The following is a 16717-nucleotide window of genomic DNA, read 5'->3' as shown; positions in this document are numbered from 1 at the left end:
TCAGGCCCGGTCGATGAGGTTGGTCTGGATGTCGGACGCGGACTTCTTGATGACGTCGTCGACGCTCATGTTCCCGTCCATCAGCTTCTGCAGGTTCGCGCCGAGGTAGGTGGTGGCGGCCTGGTTGAACCAGGACGGGATGCGGTAGCCCGACGGGATGGCGAGGGAGGCCTTGGTGGCCACCTCCCACAGGTTCTGCCGGCCCAGGCCGGGCAGCGGCTTGAAGAGCGGGGTGGCCGGGTCGAGCGCGGACTTCACCGACGGCAGCGCGGTGTTCAGGCCGTTGGGGTAGACGCTGTTGCTGCCGAAGACGGCCTTGTAGCCCTCCGGACTGTAGATCGCGTGCTCGTAGAAGAGCCACGCCAGATCGGGGTGGGCCGCCTTGGCGGGGATGACGAAGGAGCTGCCTCCCATGACGCCCGAGCGGGCTCCGCCCGGCGTCCACGCGGGTAGTTGCGCCACCCGCCAGTGGCCGGTGCTCTTCTTGAAGGTGCCCTGGACCAGGAAGTTGTACCAGATCGCCCAGGGAACCAGGGAGACCGTGCCGCCGTCGGCCTGAGCGATCTGCGTGGTGCCGGCGAACTTGCTGCGGGCTCCCAGGCCCTCGTCAACGACCTTCTTGATCCAGGTCAGCGCGGTCCGGAAGGCTGCGGTGTCGAGGGTGAGCTTGCCCTTGGCGTCGACCAGGCCGGTGCCCTGCTGCTGGTTGACCAGCATCATCAGCCACTGCGTGGCCAGGTTCGGGTCCTGCTCCAGCGGGATCGGACGGGCCTTGGCGTCCCGGCCCTTGATCTCCCGGGCGGCGTCCAGCAGAGCGTCGTACGAGGTGAGCTGCGCGGGGTCGACCTTGGCGGCGGCCAGGATGTCCTCGCGGTAGTAGAGCAGGCCCGGGTCGGTGTCCCAGGGGACGCCGACCAGGCGGCCGTCGCTGGTGTTGCTGTCCAGCTTGTACTGCACGGTGTCGGCGCGGTACTTCGCCATCTGCGCGGTGAGGTCGGTGAGGTGCTCGGCCTGGCCCAGCACATTGCCGTCACCGAAGAACGAGCCGTCGGGCACGCCCGCACCGGAGATCAGCGCCGGAGGCAGCTTGGTGTCGATGTCGACGCCGACGAGCTTCAAAGTCACGTTCGGGTGCTTCTTGTTGAACGAGGGCACCACACCGCGGAACACCTTCAGCAGGTCGTCGTCGCGGAACCAGAGGGTGGCGGTGCCCTTCGCGTTCGCGGGTGCGGTCGAACCGAGGGCCTTCGGGGCCGCGGAGGTGCCGGGAGCGCAGGCGCTGAGGGTACCGGTCGCGGCGGCCCCGATCCCGGCTGCGCCGAGCAGGCGCAGCAGGGAGCGGCGGGAGGTGCCTACGGCGGGACGAGCGCCGGGTGCGGCTGCTCTGTTGGCGGAGCTGTTGGATGACATGCGGGTCTCCTTCGACTGCCGCTGACCTCAGCTGGGCAGGTGGGTGCGTGTGGCGTGTGGCGTGTGTGGATGTGGGGGAGCGGCCCGCGCGCAGACTGTGCCGCAGGGTGTGCGGCAACGAGGGCGGACGGCACGGGCACTGGCGAAGGTGCCGGGACGAAGCGGCTCCATCCAGTGCCGGAGTACGGCCCGTGCCTGCGAATTCTGCCGTCCGGGACCCGGTGGGGAGCGTCGGTCGGCCGGTCAGGTTCCAACGTTGTACCTTTACTTCGGCAGCCGCGTCAATGGGCTGGTGGACACCTGGACGACGTCTTGCCGCAACATCCGGGCCCGGGATGCCCGGGTGGCGGTACCTTCAGAGGCGCCGAACCCGGACGTACCGCGACCGACGAGGACCGGGTCGTGGTCATCGGCAGCCGTGCCACCACGGCGACCACGGCGACCACGACTGAGAACGAGCCCGGAGGACCAGATGGCCCAGCCCACCCTGCACGATGTCGCGGCGCGGGCCGGAGTGTCGATCAAGACGGTGTCGAACGTGCTCCGCGGCGTCGAGAACAGGGTGTCCGTCCGGACCGCCGCGCGGGTGCACCAGGTGATCGAGGAGATCGGCTACCGCCCGAACCTGTCGGCCCGCAGGTTGCGCACCGGACACTCCCAGGTGATAGCACTGGCTGTGCCGGACCTGGGCAACCCCTATTTCGCGGAGGTCGCCACCGCGATGATCGGCGCGGCCCGGAAGGCCGGCTACACCTTGCTGATCGAGGAGACGGGAGGCGAGGCGGGAGCGGAACTCGGCGCCGCCGAGCATCTGCGCGATCCGCTCATCGAAGGGGTCATCATGTCGCCGCTGGCCCTCGCCGGCGAGGCACTCGCGCAGCGCACCAGGTCCATGCCGATCGTGCTGCTGGGCGAGCACGAGCCCGACGCCACGTTCGGGCACGTCATGGTCGATCATGTCGCGATCGACAACGCGGCCGCCTCGCGAGCGCTCACCGGCCACCTCCTGGACCAGGGCTTCCGCCGGATCGCGGTGATCGGCCGCCAGGACCACGCCCCCCACGCCACGGCCACCGCACTGCAGCGCCTGAAGGGGTATCGGGAAGCGCTGTCCGAGCGAGGACTGGCCTTCGACGAGGCCTTGGCCCCGGCCGTCCCCGGCGCTCATTACAGCAAGGAAGCAGGAGCTCGCGCCGCCGCTCGGATCTTCACCCAGGGCGAGCGGCCCGAGGCGCTGTACTGCTTCGCTGACGTCCTGGCCATCGGCGCCCTGCGCGCCGCTCACGACCACGGTCTGCACGCACCGCACGACTTCGCCCTGGCCGGTTTCGACGGCATCGACGAAGGGCGTTTCACCATCCCGACCCTGACCACGGTCCGACCGGACTACGCCGACATGGCGCGACAGGCGGTGTCCGCCCTCGTCGAACGCATGACCTCCGAGAGCCCCGCCCCGCCGCGCGACCTCCGCTGCGGCTGGGAGCTCATCGTCAGGGAGAGCACCGGGGCCGCGCGGACCTCTGGCTGAGTGATACCGCACACGTCGCCTGCCCCGCCTGCCCCGCCTGCCCCGCCTGCCCCGCCTGCCCCGCCTGCCCCGCCCGGGAGCTCCGGGGCGGGCAAGGCAGGGTCGGGCTCTGACGGTGGGGTCGAGTTCCGCGGTGGGCCGTAGAGCGGTCGGCCGATGACGGCAGGGCGCGGTCGGTTGTCGGCGGCGGTGGCGGCGGCGTCAGTACCGTCGTTGAGATCGGGACATGCGGTGGCGCAGATCTATTGACGCTCACCGGCAGCCGGGTACAACGTTGGAACCAGGCGTGGTGGTCGGGTGATCCTCGCCCCCGCTGTCGCGGTTCGTTCTTTTTGATCGGTGTGTGGGGTGTTGAGCTGGGCTGATCAGTTGGCTGGTTGGGGCTGGCGGTGTGCTGTGTGCTGGCGAGGTGTTTGGCGTTGTTGGCGGGGCAGGGCTGGGTGGGCCTGTGGACTGCGGGTTTCTCGTTCTGGGTTGGTCTCGTAGGTGTTGATCAGTTTTGTCGGTTGGTCGGTCATGTTCGCTGGGTGGCTGTTGTAGCGGCACAGGGGTGTGGGCCCGTGGATGCCAAGGGTGGTCATCAGGTGTTGTTGGTGGGGGTTGAGCTGGTCCCAGGTGCGTTGTTGGGTGCGGATCCATTTGGTGGTCTGGTTGGGGAAGGGCAGGCCGGTGCTGTAGTACGCGTGGGCTTGGTGCCAGCTGTGGTTCCAGGTGGCTCGCCAGGGTGGGTTCCACCACGGGTCGAGTGCAGCGAGTTGCGCGTCGTGGGGCCAGGGCCTGTCGTCGCCCAGTCGTCCTGCGTGGCTGCTGTGGCTACGAGCTGGGGTTTCCCTTTTTTGTGAGTGGTCTTCCTGGTGGGCGGGGTCCTCGGAGTGCGGGGATGAGCGCGGCAGTAGCTGTCTGACCTGCGCTTATGCGCTGTGTGCAGGTTGATCGAGCGTAGTGCAGTTTTCCTGGGTCGCTACTTGAGGTGCCATTGGGGTGGCGTGCTCTGCGGTGTGGTGGCTAGAACCCGGGTCCTGGGTCGCCGCCGGCCTGTTGGCATTCCGTGGCAGCGTCGAGCCATTCACCTGCTGGTTCGATGGCCTGCTCGCGTTCAATGCCGGAGTCCACTTTTCCGTCAGCGGGGCGGGCTTCGTCGGCGATGTCGCGTGCCCGCTGGCACGGATCTGATGAGGGTCCGGACAGCTCAGCGAGACCGCCGATGACGCTGAACGAGAGGGCGATGATCGCCGCCCCGGCCATCATCAGGCCTGCGCTCCGGTCCTGTATGAGGCGCGGCAAGTGGCGCTGCCAGCGGAAGTACGGGATGCGGTCCCGGCTGTTCACGGTGCTCTCTATTGGGTGGCAGGCGACTTGAGGTATGGATCCTGCCGAAAGTACCTGCTGACTCGGACGTCAGGAGGCGTTGGGGTTGGTGAGGTCGTCTCGGGTGAGGGTGACGCGGGTGGCTTTGCCGGCTTTGCTGGCGGTGGTGGTGGGTGGCAGGACGCGGACGTGGATGAAGTAGACGCGGGCGCCGGAGAGTTCGGTGTATGGGGGCCAGGCTCCGGGGGTGCCGTCGGTCGGCAGCTCGAGGAGCTTGTCGCTGATGTTGTAGATGACGAGGTAGGCGGTGTGTTGCCCGTAATCGTGGGCGTACTTGACGACCTGGTGCAGCCCTCAGGCACGGCTGGTCCCGAATGACCGTGCCTGGTGGATCGGCATCACGGTGGGGATCAGCGTGCAGATGTGGGCAGGCCGGACCCTCGAAGACGGGACGTACGGGGACCCCACCGCGCAGAGCCCCCAGTTCTGGGCGTCCGATCACGACGCCGTCATCGGCGCGGCCCAGCAACTGCGGGACCAGATGGAGGACATCGAGCGGCCAGGGACCGTAGCCCAGTGGCCGAGCGCCGTGGCCCGGGCAGAGGAGATCACCGTACGGGACCAGTCCGTCCCCAACTCCTGGGACTACCAGGCCGTCCGCAACATCCTGGCGGTCACCCTGGCCGGGCTCGCCCACCGCCAGCAGGTTCCGGTCCACGCCGTCACCGCCACCTGCCTCCTCGAACTCCTCGACCGCGGCCCTTCGGCTGTCTGCGCACTCGCCGACGAGCTCGGCCTGAGCTCCAGCTCGGCCACCGGGCCGGCCGCTGAGGAATGGAAGTGGCTGACCCGCCCCTGGCCGTCCGAACCACCGGCCGCCAACGGCGACGGAATGCCGCGCGGCATCGGGCCGGGGCTCACGGAGCCCGCCGTCCTGGTGTGCACCAGCTGGGCCGCCCTGGCAGCCCACCGTGCAGAACAGCCGCCAGACGGCCCAGAAGAGTGAGACTCCGCTCCGGACATCTCGCGGACCCTGGGGGATCAGCCATGACATCCCTGGGGCCGGGCGTGACGGGGCCGCCTCTCCAACGACGGCGTGCCCAGCGGTCACGCGGTGGCCGGCTGCAGCTCCCCTCACCTCCGGACCATCGAGCATGCCAAGGAGCACCACCGACACCGACAGCGCGTGACCCAGCACCACCACTACAGTGGAGGGGCACCCCTACGGGCGCCCCTTTGCACTTCTGCACTCAGAGGACACAGGCGAATGCGCGTGATGCGGCGACGAGCGCCCGGCGTCGAGCTGGAGCACTGAGGACCTCGTTCCTCAGCCCCGACTCGCGGTCCGGCTCGGCGCGCACCCCATCACCCCGCCCACCGATTTTCCGGACCTCTGAAAGCTGCCCCGATGCCTGTACCGCCCACCAGCGGCCGTCTGCAATGGACCGACGTCCCCACGCCCCTGCGCGCCCGCCTCGAAGACGCCTTGGGCGCACCCGTCACCGACACGGTCACCCCCGCAGGCGGCTTCGGTCACCAGCTCGCCGCCGTTCTCCGTCTGGCCGACGGCAAACGGGCCTTCGTCAAGGCGGCCCCCGACGACGATCCGCTGACCGCCGCCAACGTCCACGAGGCCGCAGTCCTCGGCTCACTGCCGCCCGGCGCCCCGGCACCGGAGCTACTGGGCATCCACCGCGCCGCCGACTGGACCGCCGTCGTCATCGCCCACCTGGACGGCCCTCACCCCGACCTCTCCCCGGCCTCCGGCGACGCCGAACAGACCTGGGCGCTGCTGGACAAGCTCACCTCCAGCCCCGCCCCGACCCCATATGCCGCGGCGGTGAGCACCACGCCCTCCACCACGGCGGCCCTGCACGGCTGGGACGAACTGCTCTCCGATCCGCCGGCCGACCTCGCCCCCACCGCCCGTGCTTACCTGCCGCAGCTCGCCGAACTGGAAGCCGCCTGGCCCGCCCTCGCCCACGGCAACCGCATCGTCCACGGAGACCTGCGGGCCGACAACATGGTCCGCGACCACCACCTTGGCGTGACCTTCGTGGACTGGGCACACGCGACCACCGGTCCGGCCTGCATCGACGCCGCCTCCCTCGCCCCGCAGCTCATCCTCGCCGGACACACGCCCGCAGACATCGCCCGTCTGCTCCGCGACCACCCCGCCACTGCCGGAAGTCCCGACACCACCACAGCGTTCCTCGCCGCACTCACCGGCCACTGGCACCGCAACGCCCGCAAGCCCGCACCCCCCGGCGCCCCGGGACTGCGCGCCTACCAGCGCCGCGCTGCGGCCGCCGGCCTTGCGCTCCTCGGCTACCGCCTGAGCTGAAACCGCCGCTGTCTCGCTCTCGTGTCAGTGGCTGGCCGGTCCCGTGTCAGTGACCTGGGCCTCTCGCGTCAGCAGAGGCCCAGGCGTCAGCCCACCCACCCGATGTCACGGACCTCGATCGCCCCGGCCGTGCGGCATGTACTGGATCCAGCACCGCCGTCCGAACGCCTCCCGGATCTCCTCCACGGAGCCCGGGTCACAGACATCGGGCCAGGCTCGCGGATCCATCCGCGCGACCTCCACGAGTGCCAGCACCTCCCGCCAGGCCCGGTCGTCGGCAGCTGCGCCATGACCTCGACCGCGAGTTCCTCCACCACTACGCCGTACCGCATCCCGCACACCCCCGTGTGATCCGATTCGGGCAGCAGCGTACGAAGGAACCGCCGTTCGCGTTCCGGCCTGTGGATAACCCAGATCGGGGAGGTCCAGGCGACGGACGGCGTCCAGGGGTACATGTACCGGTATGGCGCGTGAGCGGGTGCGGTGGCCGTCCGTGGTGGACCGGGCGCGGGAGATCGTGAACGGGTACGCGCCGATGAAGGTCACGCTGCGCCAGGTCATGTACCGCCTGGTCTCCGAGGGGACGCTGCCGCACACGGCGCCGATGTACCGCCGTCTGTCCGCGCAGCTGGCCAAGGCCCGCAGGGAGGGCCGGTTCCCCGACCTGATCGACACCGTCCGGGAGGTCCACGTCCCGCCGGCCTGGCCGGGCGCGGACGCGTTCGTCGCGGAGATGCCCGACTGGTTCCGCCTCGACCGCACCGAGGGCCAGGAGCACGCCCTGTACGTCGCGGCGGAGAAGGACACCCTGCGCCAGCAGCTGACCGGCTGGCTCGCCGACGCGGGTATCCCGGGTCCTGGTGGTCCGCGGCTTCGGCTCGCAGTCGTACGCCGACGTCGTCCCCGACCGCGTCACCGCCGACCCGCGCGACGCCGTGCTCCTGGTGGTCGTTCTCTCGGGCTTCTCCACGTGTGGTGTGACGTCGCACTAGCTGTGTGACCTGGGGTTTTCTCTAGCATCTCTGGGGCTGTCGCGATTGTTGCGACACGTTGCACTGAGATCGGAGGAGACCCTTGCGGGCCTTTCCTGTTCAACTCCCATCCGGCGTCCGCTACTGGACCGTGGTGGACGACGACCTGGCCGTGGTCCCGGAGGCAGACGCCTTCCTGCGGCACGTGCGGTTCGGCAGAGACCAGGCCGAATTGACGACCCGTACGTACGCCGGGCACATCGCGCTGTACCTGCGGTGGTGCATACGGACGGGCCGGGACTGGCGGGTGGCCGCCGAGGAGCTGGGGCTGTTCGTCGTCTGGCTGAAGTTCGGCTCGAAGGTGGTCACGGGCATCGAGCGCCCGGTGGGCAGCGGGCTGGTGTATCCGGGGCCGGGGGCTGACGCCGTACGCGAGCCGGCCCGGATCCGGAACGTGCTCACAGGGGTGCGGCAGTTCCTGCTGCACGGCATCACCACGAAGGCGGTGCCCTCGCCGGTGATGGCCCAGCTCTACGAGGTGGCGGACTCGTGGGACCTGCCCGAGGAGGCTCGCGGGGAGGAGCTGACCGGCTACCGGATGCGGCCGCGGCATCGGGTGCAGGTCCCGCGCAAGAAGGGCGAGCGGGCCACCGACCGCGAGATCGTGGTTGTTCCTGGCCTGCCGCACCGCCCGGGACCGGTTCATCGTGCTGCTGCTCGGCCGGGCCGGGCTGCGGCCGGGAGGCGCGGCCGGCCTGCGTCGGGAGGACATGCACTTCATGCCGGACTCGACGCCGCTCGGCTGCCCGAAGCGGGGCTCTCATCTGCACACGCTGCGGCGGGACAACGTCAACGGGGCCTGGGCCAAGCGGCAGCCGACTGCCGCGCCGGGCCGTTGGAAGCCTGTCGACCGCCTGGTGGTCCTCGCCTATGACCAGTACGTGATGGAGCGGATGGCGCTGCCGCACGGCCCAGGCAGCGATTTCGTGCTGGTGAACCTGTTCGCCGAGCCGCTCGGCGCCCCGATGACCACCGACTCGATCACCGAGTTGTTAGGGCGGTAGTCGAAGCGTGCCGGGCTGAGCCGGAACGTCACACCGCGGATGCTGCGCCGGGCGGCCGGCAGCAATCTCGCGGACGCGGGTGGTGGGCAGGACGAGATCGCCGCGCTGTTGGACCACTCCCGGCTGTCCAGCGCGGAGCCGTATCTGACACCGGCTCCCGACCGTCTGCGGGACGCGGTGGACGCGGTGCCCTCGTCCCGCGAGTTCACCGGGGGTGCCCGATGAGTCGCATGCTCACGCCCGTGGTCACCGCTCCGGCCCCGGGAACGGACGCGTCCGACGCCGAGGTGACCACCTTCCTGTGGTCCATGATCAGGGAGGACTTCCTCGCCGAGGCAGGCTGGAACGCCGAGCGCCGCGTGATGACGCCGGTGGGGCACCCCACCATGGGCGGCAGACGCTGTCCGGTGCCCAACTGCCAGTCCCCGGTGCGCGGGAAGAAGCTGTGCAGCACCTGCTACAGCCGGCACCGGAAGTCCGGCATGCCCGTGGAGGAGTTCGTCCGCATTCCCCGCATCTCGCGGCATCTTCATCTGGGCACCGAGAACTGCCGGGTCTTGGGCTGCGAACGCCCGTGGATCAGCTCGGGCAACGAGCCGATATGCCGGGCCCACCGCTGGCAGATGATCAAGCAGGGCGGCACGCTGGAGGAGTTCCTCGCCGATCCGTCCGTGAAGGGCCTGCCCGGCCTGGAGGACTGCTCGGTGCTGGCCTGCAACCGTCAGGCCGTCAACGAGAGTGGCACACGCCTGTGCCACCCGCACGGCAAGCAGCTCCCGGCCCTGCGCCGCGAGAGAGGGTTCGACGAGGAGCGGTGGCTGCGGACCGCGCAGTCGGGCAGCTTCGGCGTCGAGATCAGCTTCAGGGGTCTTCCTGAACTCATCGTCGCTCAGCTGCTGTTCGGACTCCAGCACCGCTGCCACCGCGGTGCCCGCACCGAGGCCGGCAACTTCCGTGCGCTGATCGACAAGACGATCCGCCCCTCGCTCGCCCGCCGCCTGGAGGACGTCCCCGACCCCGTCGCGAACGAAGACGCCCTGATCCTGCTGAACCGGACCCGCATCTACGCGATCCGGGCCGTGAAGACCCCCGAGGGCGAGTACGCCAAGGACGAATGGGACCTGGTCGCCTTCGGCCACCGCGGCACCCTGGTCTTCACCGTGATCCACCAGCCCTGGCTGCGCGAGAGCGCCAAACGCTGGGCCCGCGGACTACCTCTCCAAGGTCCGCTCCAAGAGCACCGCGTCCCACGCTCAGCAGCACCTCCACGGCCTGGCCAAGCTCTCCGACACCCTGCGCGCCCGCCCCGACCGCGGCACGGACAAGAGCGAGTTGTCCCGCGCCGACATCGAGAACTTCCTCAACCGGATGGCGTTCCTCGACGCCAACGGCCGGTTCACCACGAACACCCGCATCAGCTACGTCCGCATGGCCCGCAACGTCCTCAAACAGTGCCGGGTCATGGGGCTGACCCGCCCCGAAGGACCCCTGGCGGGTCTGCCGGACGACTTCGTCATCACCCGCCTCGACGTCCCCAAGCCTCCGGAGCCCTCGGAGGAGGGCCAGGACCTGCCGCCCGAGGTGATGCGCCAGCTCTGCGCCCACCTCGACTCGTTCGAGGCGATGACCTGCTTGGAGATACGTCTGAGCGTCGAGCTGCTGATGGACACGGGCCGCCGGCCCGAAGAGATCTGCCGCCTGGAACTGAACTGCCTCACCCGCGACAGCCAGGGCAAGCCCGTGCTGCTCTACAACAACTGGAAGGAACAGCGGATCGGGCGCCAGCTGCCCATCCACGAGCCGACCGCGAAACTGATCACCGAACAGCAAAAACGCGTACGCGAACGCTTCCCCGACCGGCCGCCATCGGCACTGGTCCTGCTGCCCGCACAGAATCTGAACCTCCGCGGGGACCGGTCGATCGACTCCAACCACCTCAGCGCCATGCACCGCGAATGGGTCGAGAAGCTGCCCGACTTCGTCCTCGACGACGGCACCGTCTTCGACAAGGAGAAGATCTTTCCCTACACCTACCGGCACTCCTTCGCCCAGCGCCACGCGGACGCCGGCGTCCCCGTCGACGTCCTGGCCGAACTCATGGACCACGACAGCCTCGAATCCACCCGTTCCTACTACCGCGTCAAGGAAGTACGCCTGCGCGAGGCGGTCGAGCGCGTCACCCAGCTGCAGTTCGACCGCCACGGCACCCGCATCTGGGGAGCCGTCACCACCGTGCTGGACGCCGAACGCACCCGCCGCGCCATCGGCGCGGTCGTCGTCCCCTTCGGTACCTGCTCAGAGCCCACCAACGTGGCCGCCGGCGGCTCAGCCTGCCCGCTCCGGTTCCGCTGCGTGGGCTGCGACCACTTCTCCACCGACGTCTCCTACCTCCCCGACCTGCGCACCTACCTCGACGACCTCCTGCGGCAGCGGGAGAAGCTGCGGTCGATGGCCGAGGCAGACGACTGGGCCCGCGCCGAGGCCATGCCCTCGGACGCGGAGATCACCCGCATCCGACGTCTGATCCAGCGTGTCACCGAGGACGTCGAGACGCTCACCGAAGCCGAACGCGCCGAGATCCAGCGGGCCGCCCAGGTCGTCCGCCAGATGCGGCAGAACTTCCTCGGCATGCCCCGCATCCGCCAGCCCCTGCCCGACCTCCGACCGGAGCGACCCGCATGACCGCACCCGACCCCTCCGTCCAGGCGATGATCGAGGGACGCCGGGCCGACACCGGACGACGGCGCCAGCGCGTGCTCACCGCCCTGGCCCAGGCCGCGAAGGACGGATCGGACGTCAGCGTCGCAGCGATCGCCCGCCGCGCCGGCGTCGACCGTACCTTCCTCTACCGCCACCGCGACCTGCTCGGCCAGGTCCACGCCCAGGCCGACCGAGCCGCCCACCGTCCCCGGGGGCCGCAGCCCGGCCGTCAGCAGGGCCTCCCTGCAAGCCGATCTGCTGGCCGCCGACGCCCGAACCGCCCGGCTCGCCGCTCAGGTCCGCCGTCTCGAAGCCCGCCTCAGCGAAGTCTTGGGCGAGCAGGTCTGGCGAAAGTCCGGTATCGGCGGTCCCGAGGACACCGAGCAGTTCAAGGCTCGGATCACGACTCTCGAGCAGCAGGTGATCGATCTGGAGCTGAAGCTCCAGGAGCGTGACGACGACCTTGCCGCTGCACGCGCGGCGAACCGCGAGCTGATGGCCCAGCTCAACCGCCACGCCGATTGATCAAGCAGTTTGTGATCAGCTGAAGAACACGTGGGTTCTCGAGGCGGTGACGGTGGCACCGCCTCGGGCGTTCACTGGAGGTATGGCGAGTGATCAGCTTGCCGCCGTCGAAGCCGCGTGTATCCGCTCCCACCGTCTCGGCTCCCTTGACGGACTGGGAGTCCAGGATCACCGCCACGGTGCGGGAATTGAGATCGTCGTGGACCCGGACCAACTCGTGCAGTTCGGCATGGATACGGGCCAGGGCCCCGCGGCCACCCGATCGATAAGCATCTCTCAAGATCGAAAAGACAACAGCTTCTCATCCCGCTCGACAACCTTTGGACCGCGCTGCGTCGGCAGGACGCAACGCCTACCGCATCGTCGCGCGGCGCAACCGACACACGTCGCCGCAGGGCACGGCCGTCGGGCGGAGCCGTGTAACGGCCTGGCCATGAACGCCGTAAGAGCCGATACTGGAGGGCCGCGTGCTGGACGTGTGCGGTCGGGTGGCTCGGTCAACCAATTCGGCGCGACGACGGGGCGGTCATGAACGGGGTGGAACTTGTGCTTGCCGCGCTGTCGGCGGGCGCCGCGGCGGGGCTCACGGACACCGCGAGCAGTGCGGTGCGCGAGGCGTACGCGGGGTTGCGCGAGTTGGTGCGGCTGAGACTCGCCGCTCGTGGCGAGGGCGGTGTGCGAGTCCTGGAAGCCGGCGAGAGCGGCGAAGCTGGCGAGGTCGGGTCCGATGCGTGGCGGGACCGGCTGCGTGAACTGCTCGTCGCGGTCGGCATCGACAGCGACGAGGAAATCCTCGCCGCGGCACGGTCGTTGCTCCGGGACATAGGCCTCGCCGAACCACGGGACGGGGCGGGCTTCGTGGACGCCCGACAGGCCAAGGGCGTACAGATCGGCGATCACAACACGCAGACCAACACGTTCAACTGACGGCCGCGCGCGTGGATATGGACGATCCGAGGCCCAGCGGTGGTAGCGGCGTGGGCGCAGGCCCGCGTGGTAGCGGCGAATCGATCACGTACCAGGGCGTCCAGTTCGGCGACCACAACGCTCAGTACAACTACTTCGGCCCGGTGGTGCGCACCCTCTTCATCGGGCCCGTGGAACGGTTGCAGGACGTCTGCTTCGACCCCGCTCCGTTGGAGCGCGACCTGGACCTCGCCCGCTTCGTCGGGCGGGACTGGCTGATCGAACGGATCGACGGATTCATCGCGGCCAACCCGCGCGGGTACGTGCTGGTCCAGGCCGAGGCAGGGGTCGGCAAATCCACGCTCGCTGCCCACCTGGTGTGGACCCGTCCCTGGCTCCAGCACTTCACGCGCCTGCCCGGTGGGCGTTCCGGGGAGGCGGCGCGCAAGAGCCTGGCCGCCCAGCTGATCGCACAGTGGCGGCTTGCCGAGCAGTGGGCGCCGGACGGCATCATTCCGCCCACGTCCGGTCGACCGGAGTGGTTCAGCCGCTTGCTCCACGCTGCCGCCCACGAACGCAATCGGAGCGCACCCGGCGAGCCCATCGTCCTGGTGATCGACGGCCTTGACGAGATCGACGACGGGCCCGAAGTCGACGGCAGCGGCCCTCCGTTGGGGCTGCTCGGGAGCTTGCCCGACGGGGTGTTCGTGATCGCGACGAGCCGATTCGGCTTCGGCCGCGCCCTGCACGGCATGCGCCGCCCGATCGCCTGGCTGGAGATCGAGGTCGACGGTCGGCAGAACCTGGAGGACATACGTCGGTTCATCTCCGTGGTCACCCACCCCGACAGCGGAGACGAGCGCCTCCTGCGGGCCGTGCGCGACGGCGGGACCGAACTGGAGTGGTTTCGGCGGGCCGTGGCGCAGTCCTGTGCCGGGGTGTGGATCTACCTTCAGTACGTGCTGGACGAGATCCGGGACGGCGTACGGGGGCCGCGCAGCGTGGCCGAGCTTCCCTCCGACCTCGCCGGGTACTACGCGCAGCAGATCGAGCGCTGGCGAGGCGCGCCGCACGACGAAGCGGCCCAGCGGCAGTGGGCCCAGGTCATACGGCCGCTGCTCGGCGTGCTCGCGGCCGCCCGGGCCCCGCTGACCGCCGAGCAGCTCAGCCTGTTCGCCCGGATGCCGTCGACCGAGGCGGTACGCGTGTTCGCCGAGGAGACGATCCGCCCGTTCCTCTACCGCCAGGACGACGCATCCGGAGAGCCGCGCTACGCGATCCGGCACCAGAGCCTGCGCGACCTCATGGAGGGCCGACTCCAGGCAGGCCGGCCGGACGTGGCAGGCATGGCCCGCGCGCTCACCACGCAGGTGCACGCCGCCCATCGCGCGATCACGGAGGCGCTCACCCCGCCGGGCACCGAGGACGAGCGTGACTGGAGCGACGCCGGGGCCTACGCGCGCACCCACCTCGCTGCGCACGCCGCCGCGGCGGGAGTGCTCGACGCCCTCGTCTGCGACCCGGGGTTCCTGCTGGTCGCAGGACCCGACGCGGTCCTGGCCCAACGAGGCGGCCTGCACACTGCCGACGGTAGGCACGCGCTCGCCGCGTTCGAACTGAGCCTGCACGACTGGACGCCGAACGCGCGGTCCCAGAATCTGACCAGGTTGGCCGCCAACGCCGCCCGGCTCGGCTCGGACGCTCTCGTCGCCGCGTGCCGACGCCGCGCGGACGGGGAATGGCCGATCCGCTGGGCGTCCTGGGGCGGTCGGCAGCACCTCAAGCTGGTCGGCGGCGACGACGTGGTGGACTCCGTGGTCCTCGGCCTCGTCGGCCCGCGCCCGGTGGTCGTCTCTGGATGTTTCGACGGCACGGTGCGGATCTGGGACGCCGTCAGCGGCGCGCGGCTCGGCGCCCTGCCGGCCCTCGACTCGGCCGTGATGTCCGTGGCGTTGGGGAGGGTCGCGGACCACGATCTGATCGTCGCCGGTGACGAGGAGGGGTGGATACGAGTGTGGGACGCGACCGACCGCAAACCGGTCGGTGTCCCCCTCGCCGGTCATGACGGCGCCGTGAACGCGGTGGCGTTCGGCCGCGTGGGCGACCGGGACGTGATCGTCAGCGGCGGTGGGGACGGCGCAGTACGGGTGTGGGAAGCGGCCACGCGCGAACCGCTCGGTGCCACTCTGGCAGCTCACGACGGCGCCGTGAACGCGGTGGCGTTCGGCCGCGTGGGCGACCGGGACGTGATCGTCAGCGGGGCCGAGGACAGCACTGTACGCATCTGGGACCCGGTCACCCACCGGCAGATCGGCAGCCCATTCATCGGGCACGACGGTGCGGTGCGCGCGGTGGTGATCGGCAGGGTCGCGGGGCGCGACGTGATCGTCACGAACGCCTACGACCTCCGGAGGTCCGCCGGCTCTGCCTCGGCCGGCGGCGTGCGCGTCTGGGACGCGGCCACCGGGCGGTGCACCGACATTTCCCTTGACTACCACGCGAGCGTGGCCACCCTCGCCGTCGGCCGGATCGATGGCCGGGATGTGATCGTCACGGGTGCCTTCGACCTGACCGTACGCATCTGGGACGCCGCCACCGGCGCACAACTGGGCGCACCGCTGGCCGGGCACACCTCGTCCGTCGTGGCCGTGGCGATCGACCGCGTCCAGGGCCGTGACGTGATCGTCTCCGGATCCGGCGACGGCACGGTGCGGATCTGGGACGCCACCCTCGCTTCCCCGGCCACCGCGTCCGCGGCCGGCCACCGGCTGCCCGTGGAGTCCGTGGCGATCGGGCGGGCGGGGGAGCGCGACGTGGTCGTCTCCGGGGCGCGCGACGGGACGGTGCTGATCTGGGACGCCGCCACGGGCGCCCAGATCAGCGCCCTGGCAGGGCACTTCGCGCCGGTGCACGCAGTGGCGCTCGGCCGAGCCGCCGACCGCGAGGTGATCATCACCAGCTCCGAGGACGGGACCGCGTGCGTCTGGGATGCCGCGACCGGGGACGTCGTCCATGTCCTCGGCGGTCACGACAGCGGTGTGCGGGCCCTGGCGACCGGTCGGGCCGGTGACCGCGACGTGATCGTGAGCGGAGGCCTGCACGGAGACGAGAAGGTCCGGGTGTGGGATGCTGTCCGCGGTGACCTGATCCGAACGCTGCGTGTCCGCGCCGGATCCCGGACGGTGGCGCTCGGCCGTGCCGGGAACCGCGACGTCATCGTCTGCGGCTCGGGCGAGGGCCACATCCACGTATGGGACGCCGCCACCGGGGAGCTGACCGTTCCCGCGATGCCGGCATTCACCGCCCCTCGCCTGATCGGCCATGCCAGGGACGTGCTGTGCGTGGCGATCGGACGGAACGGCGACCGCGACGTGATCGCGTCCGGAACCTGGGAGAGCACCGTGCGGCTCTGGGACGCGGTCACGGGCCAGCCGCTGGGCGAGCCGCTCGTCGGCCACGGCAAGGGCGTCTGCTCGGTGGCGTTCGGCCGCTTCGGCGACCGCGACCTGGTGATCTCGGGTTCGGTCGACAGCACGGTCCGTCTCTGGGACGCCCTGACCGGCGCCCCGGTCGGCACCGCGCTGACCGGGCATCACGGCACGGTGTACGCGGTGGCGACGGGGCGTGTCGGCGACTGCGACCTCGTCGTGTCGGGTTCGGAGGACACCACGGTCATCGCGTACGAACATTCTCCGCGGCGGGAGTGGCCGAGGTGAGCCTCCTGCGCGTCAGGTGCCGCGGCCCTTGACGTCACGCACCATGCCCTCGATCGACGTCGTCATATTGCGCCGAACAGACGCCCCGCACGATCGCCGCGGAATGCTCTGGATCGGCCCGCACCGCAGCCCGCTGTCGCCCGGGCCATGGGTGAACGACTGCCGCACCACCGTGCGGTTGGGAAGCTCGGCGGCGGGGCGGAGGCCGTAGCGCCATGTGGCAAGCAGCTCAGGGAACCCCACGG

At 70.2% G+C, this 16717-nt stretch carries 15 protein-coding genes; 11 read left to right on the top strand and 4 right to left on the bottom strand.

The annotated features are described in order from the left end of the window. The gene (locus PV419_RS41200) at positions 1 to 1410 is read right to left on the bottom strand and encodes an ABC transporter substrate-binding protein (RefSeq protein ID WP_319697869.1); all 1410 of its coding nucleotides are present in this window, start codon (positions 1408 to 1410) and stop codon (positions 1 to 3) included. A 472-nt stretch (positions 1411 to 1882) separates the two neighbouring features. On the opposite strand from PV419_RS41200, the gene PV419_RS41195 reads away from it, so the two are divergent. Beyond that, complete coding sequence (locus PV419_RS41195; protein ID WP_319697867.1) at positions 1883 to 2938, top strand: LacI family DNA-binding transcriptional regulator; 1056 nt, start codon at positions 1883 to 1885, stop codon at positions 2936 to 2938. Between the two features lie 1005 nt (positions 2939 to 3943). Here the strand turns inward: PV419_RS41195 and PV419_RS41190 are convergent. Next, positions 3944 to 4267: a hypothetical protein gene (locus PV419_RS41190; RefSeq protein ID WP_319697866.1), complete on the bottom strand. Its 324-nt coding sequence runs from the start codon at positions 4265 to 4267 to the stop codon at positions 3944 to 3946. Positions 4268 to 4580: 313 nt separating this feature from the next. Here PV419_RS41190 and PV419_RS41185 point away from each other — a divergent pair, with 313 nt between their 5' ends. The 6 genes from PV419_RS41185 to PV419_RS41160 all read left to right on the top strand — a co-directional run bounded on the left by PV419_RS41185 (position 4581) and on the right by PV419_RS41160 (position 8850). Then, the gene (locus PV419_RS41185; protein WP_319697864.1) at positions 4581 to 5252 is read left to right on the top strand and encodes a hypothetical protein; all 672 of its coding nucleotides are present in this window, start codon (positions 4581 to 4583) and stop codon (positions 5250 to 5252) included. Between the two features lie 402 nt (positions 5253 to 5654). Beyond that, positions 5655 to 6590: a phosphotransferase family protein gene (locus PV419_RS41180; protein WP_319697863.1), complete on the top strand. Its 936-nt coding sequence runs from the start codon at positions 5655 to 5657 to the stop codon at positions 6588 to 6590. 463 nt (positions 6591 to 7053) lie between these two features. Next, positions 7054 to 7590 carry a hypothetical protein gene (locus tag PV419_RS41175; RefSeq protein ID WP_319697862.1) on the top strand — a complete coding sequence of 179 codons (537 nt, stop codon included), beginning with the start codon at positions 7054 to 7056 and terminating at the stop codon, positions 7588 to 7590. 74 nt (positions 7591 to 7664) lie between these two features. Further along, on the top strand, positions 7665 to 8495 hold the full coding sequence (locus PV419_RS41170; RefSeq protein ID WP_319697861.1) for a hypothetical protein: 831 nt from the start codon (positions 7665 to 7667) through the stop codon (positions 8493 to 8495). Then, complete coding sequence (locus tag PV419_RS41165) at positions 8479 to 8625, top strand: hypothetical protein (RefSeq protein ID WP_319697860.1); 147 nt, start codon at positions 8479 to 8481, stop codon at positions 8623 to 8625. Before PV419_RS41170 ends, PV419_RS41165 begins: the two co-directional genes overlap by 17 nt. A gap of 39 nt (positions 8626 to 8664) precedes the next feature. Then, positions 8665 to 8850, top strand: a complete 186-nt coding sequence (locus PV419_RS41160; protein ID WP_319697859.1) for a hypothetical protein — start codon at positions 8665 to 8667, stop codon at positions 8848 to 8850. Here PV419_RS41160 and PV419_RS41155 read toward each other — a convergent pair. Beyond that, positions 8831 to 9079 (bottom strand): hypothetical protein, encoded by a 249-nt coding sequence (locus tag PV419_RS41155; RefSeq protein WP_319697858.1) that lies wholly within the window; start codon positions 9077 to 9079, stop codon positions 8831 to 8833. The two genes, PV419_RS41160 and PV419_RS41155, sit on opposite strands and share 20 nt — an antisense overlap. Positions 9080 to 9957: 878 nt before the next feature. Here PV419_RS41155 and PV419_RS41150 point away from each other — a divergent pair. The 4 genes from PV419_RS41150 to PV419_RS41130 all read left to right on the top strand — a co-directional run bounded on the left by PV419_RS41150 (position 9958) and on the right by PV419_RS41130 (position 16472). Next, complete coding sequence (locus PV419_RS41150; protein WP_319697856.1) at positions 9958 to 11307, top strand: tyrosine-type recombinase/integrase; 1350 nt, start codon at positions 9958 to 9960, stop codon at positions 11305 to 11307. Positions 11308 to 11655: 348 nt separating this feature from the next. Beyond that, entirely contained in the window at positions 11656 to 11850 is a 195-nt protein-coding gene (locus PV419_RS41145; protein WP_319697854.1) for a hypothetical protein, read from the top strand. 528 nt (positions 11851 to 12378) lie between these two features. Next, positions 12379 to 12777 (top strand): hypothetical protein, encoded by a 399-nt coding sequence (locus PV419_RS41135; RefSeq protein ID WP_319697852.1) that lies wholly within the window; start codon positions 12379 to 12381, stop codon positions 12775 to 12777. Positions 12778 to 12827: 50 nt separating this feature from the next. Further along, a complete protein-coding gene (locus PV419_RS41130; protein ID WP_319697850.1) occupies positions 12828 to 16472 on the top strand; it encodes an AAA family ATPase in 3645 nt (1214 codons plus the stop codon). A 12-nt stretch (positions 16473 to 16484) separates the two neighbouring features. Here PV419_RS41130 and PV419_RS41125 read toward each other — a convergent pair whose 3' ends face one another. Further along, on the bottom strand, positions 16485 to 16715 hold the full coding sequence (locus PV419_RS41125; RefSeq protein ID WP_319697848.1) for a hypothetical protein: 231 nt from the start codon (positions 16713 to 16715) through the stop codon (positions 16485 to 16487). Positions 16716 to 16717 lie beyond the last annotated feature (2 nt).

This window comes from Streptomyces sp. ME19-01-6, assembly GCF_033793745.1.
Classification (GTDB): Bacteria; Actinomycetota; Actinomycetes; order Streptomycetales; family Streptomycetaceae; genus Streptomyces.
The sequence above is the reverse complement of the archived record's forward strand: the minus strand, read 5'-3'. Positions and strand labels throughout refer to the sequence as shown.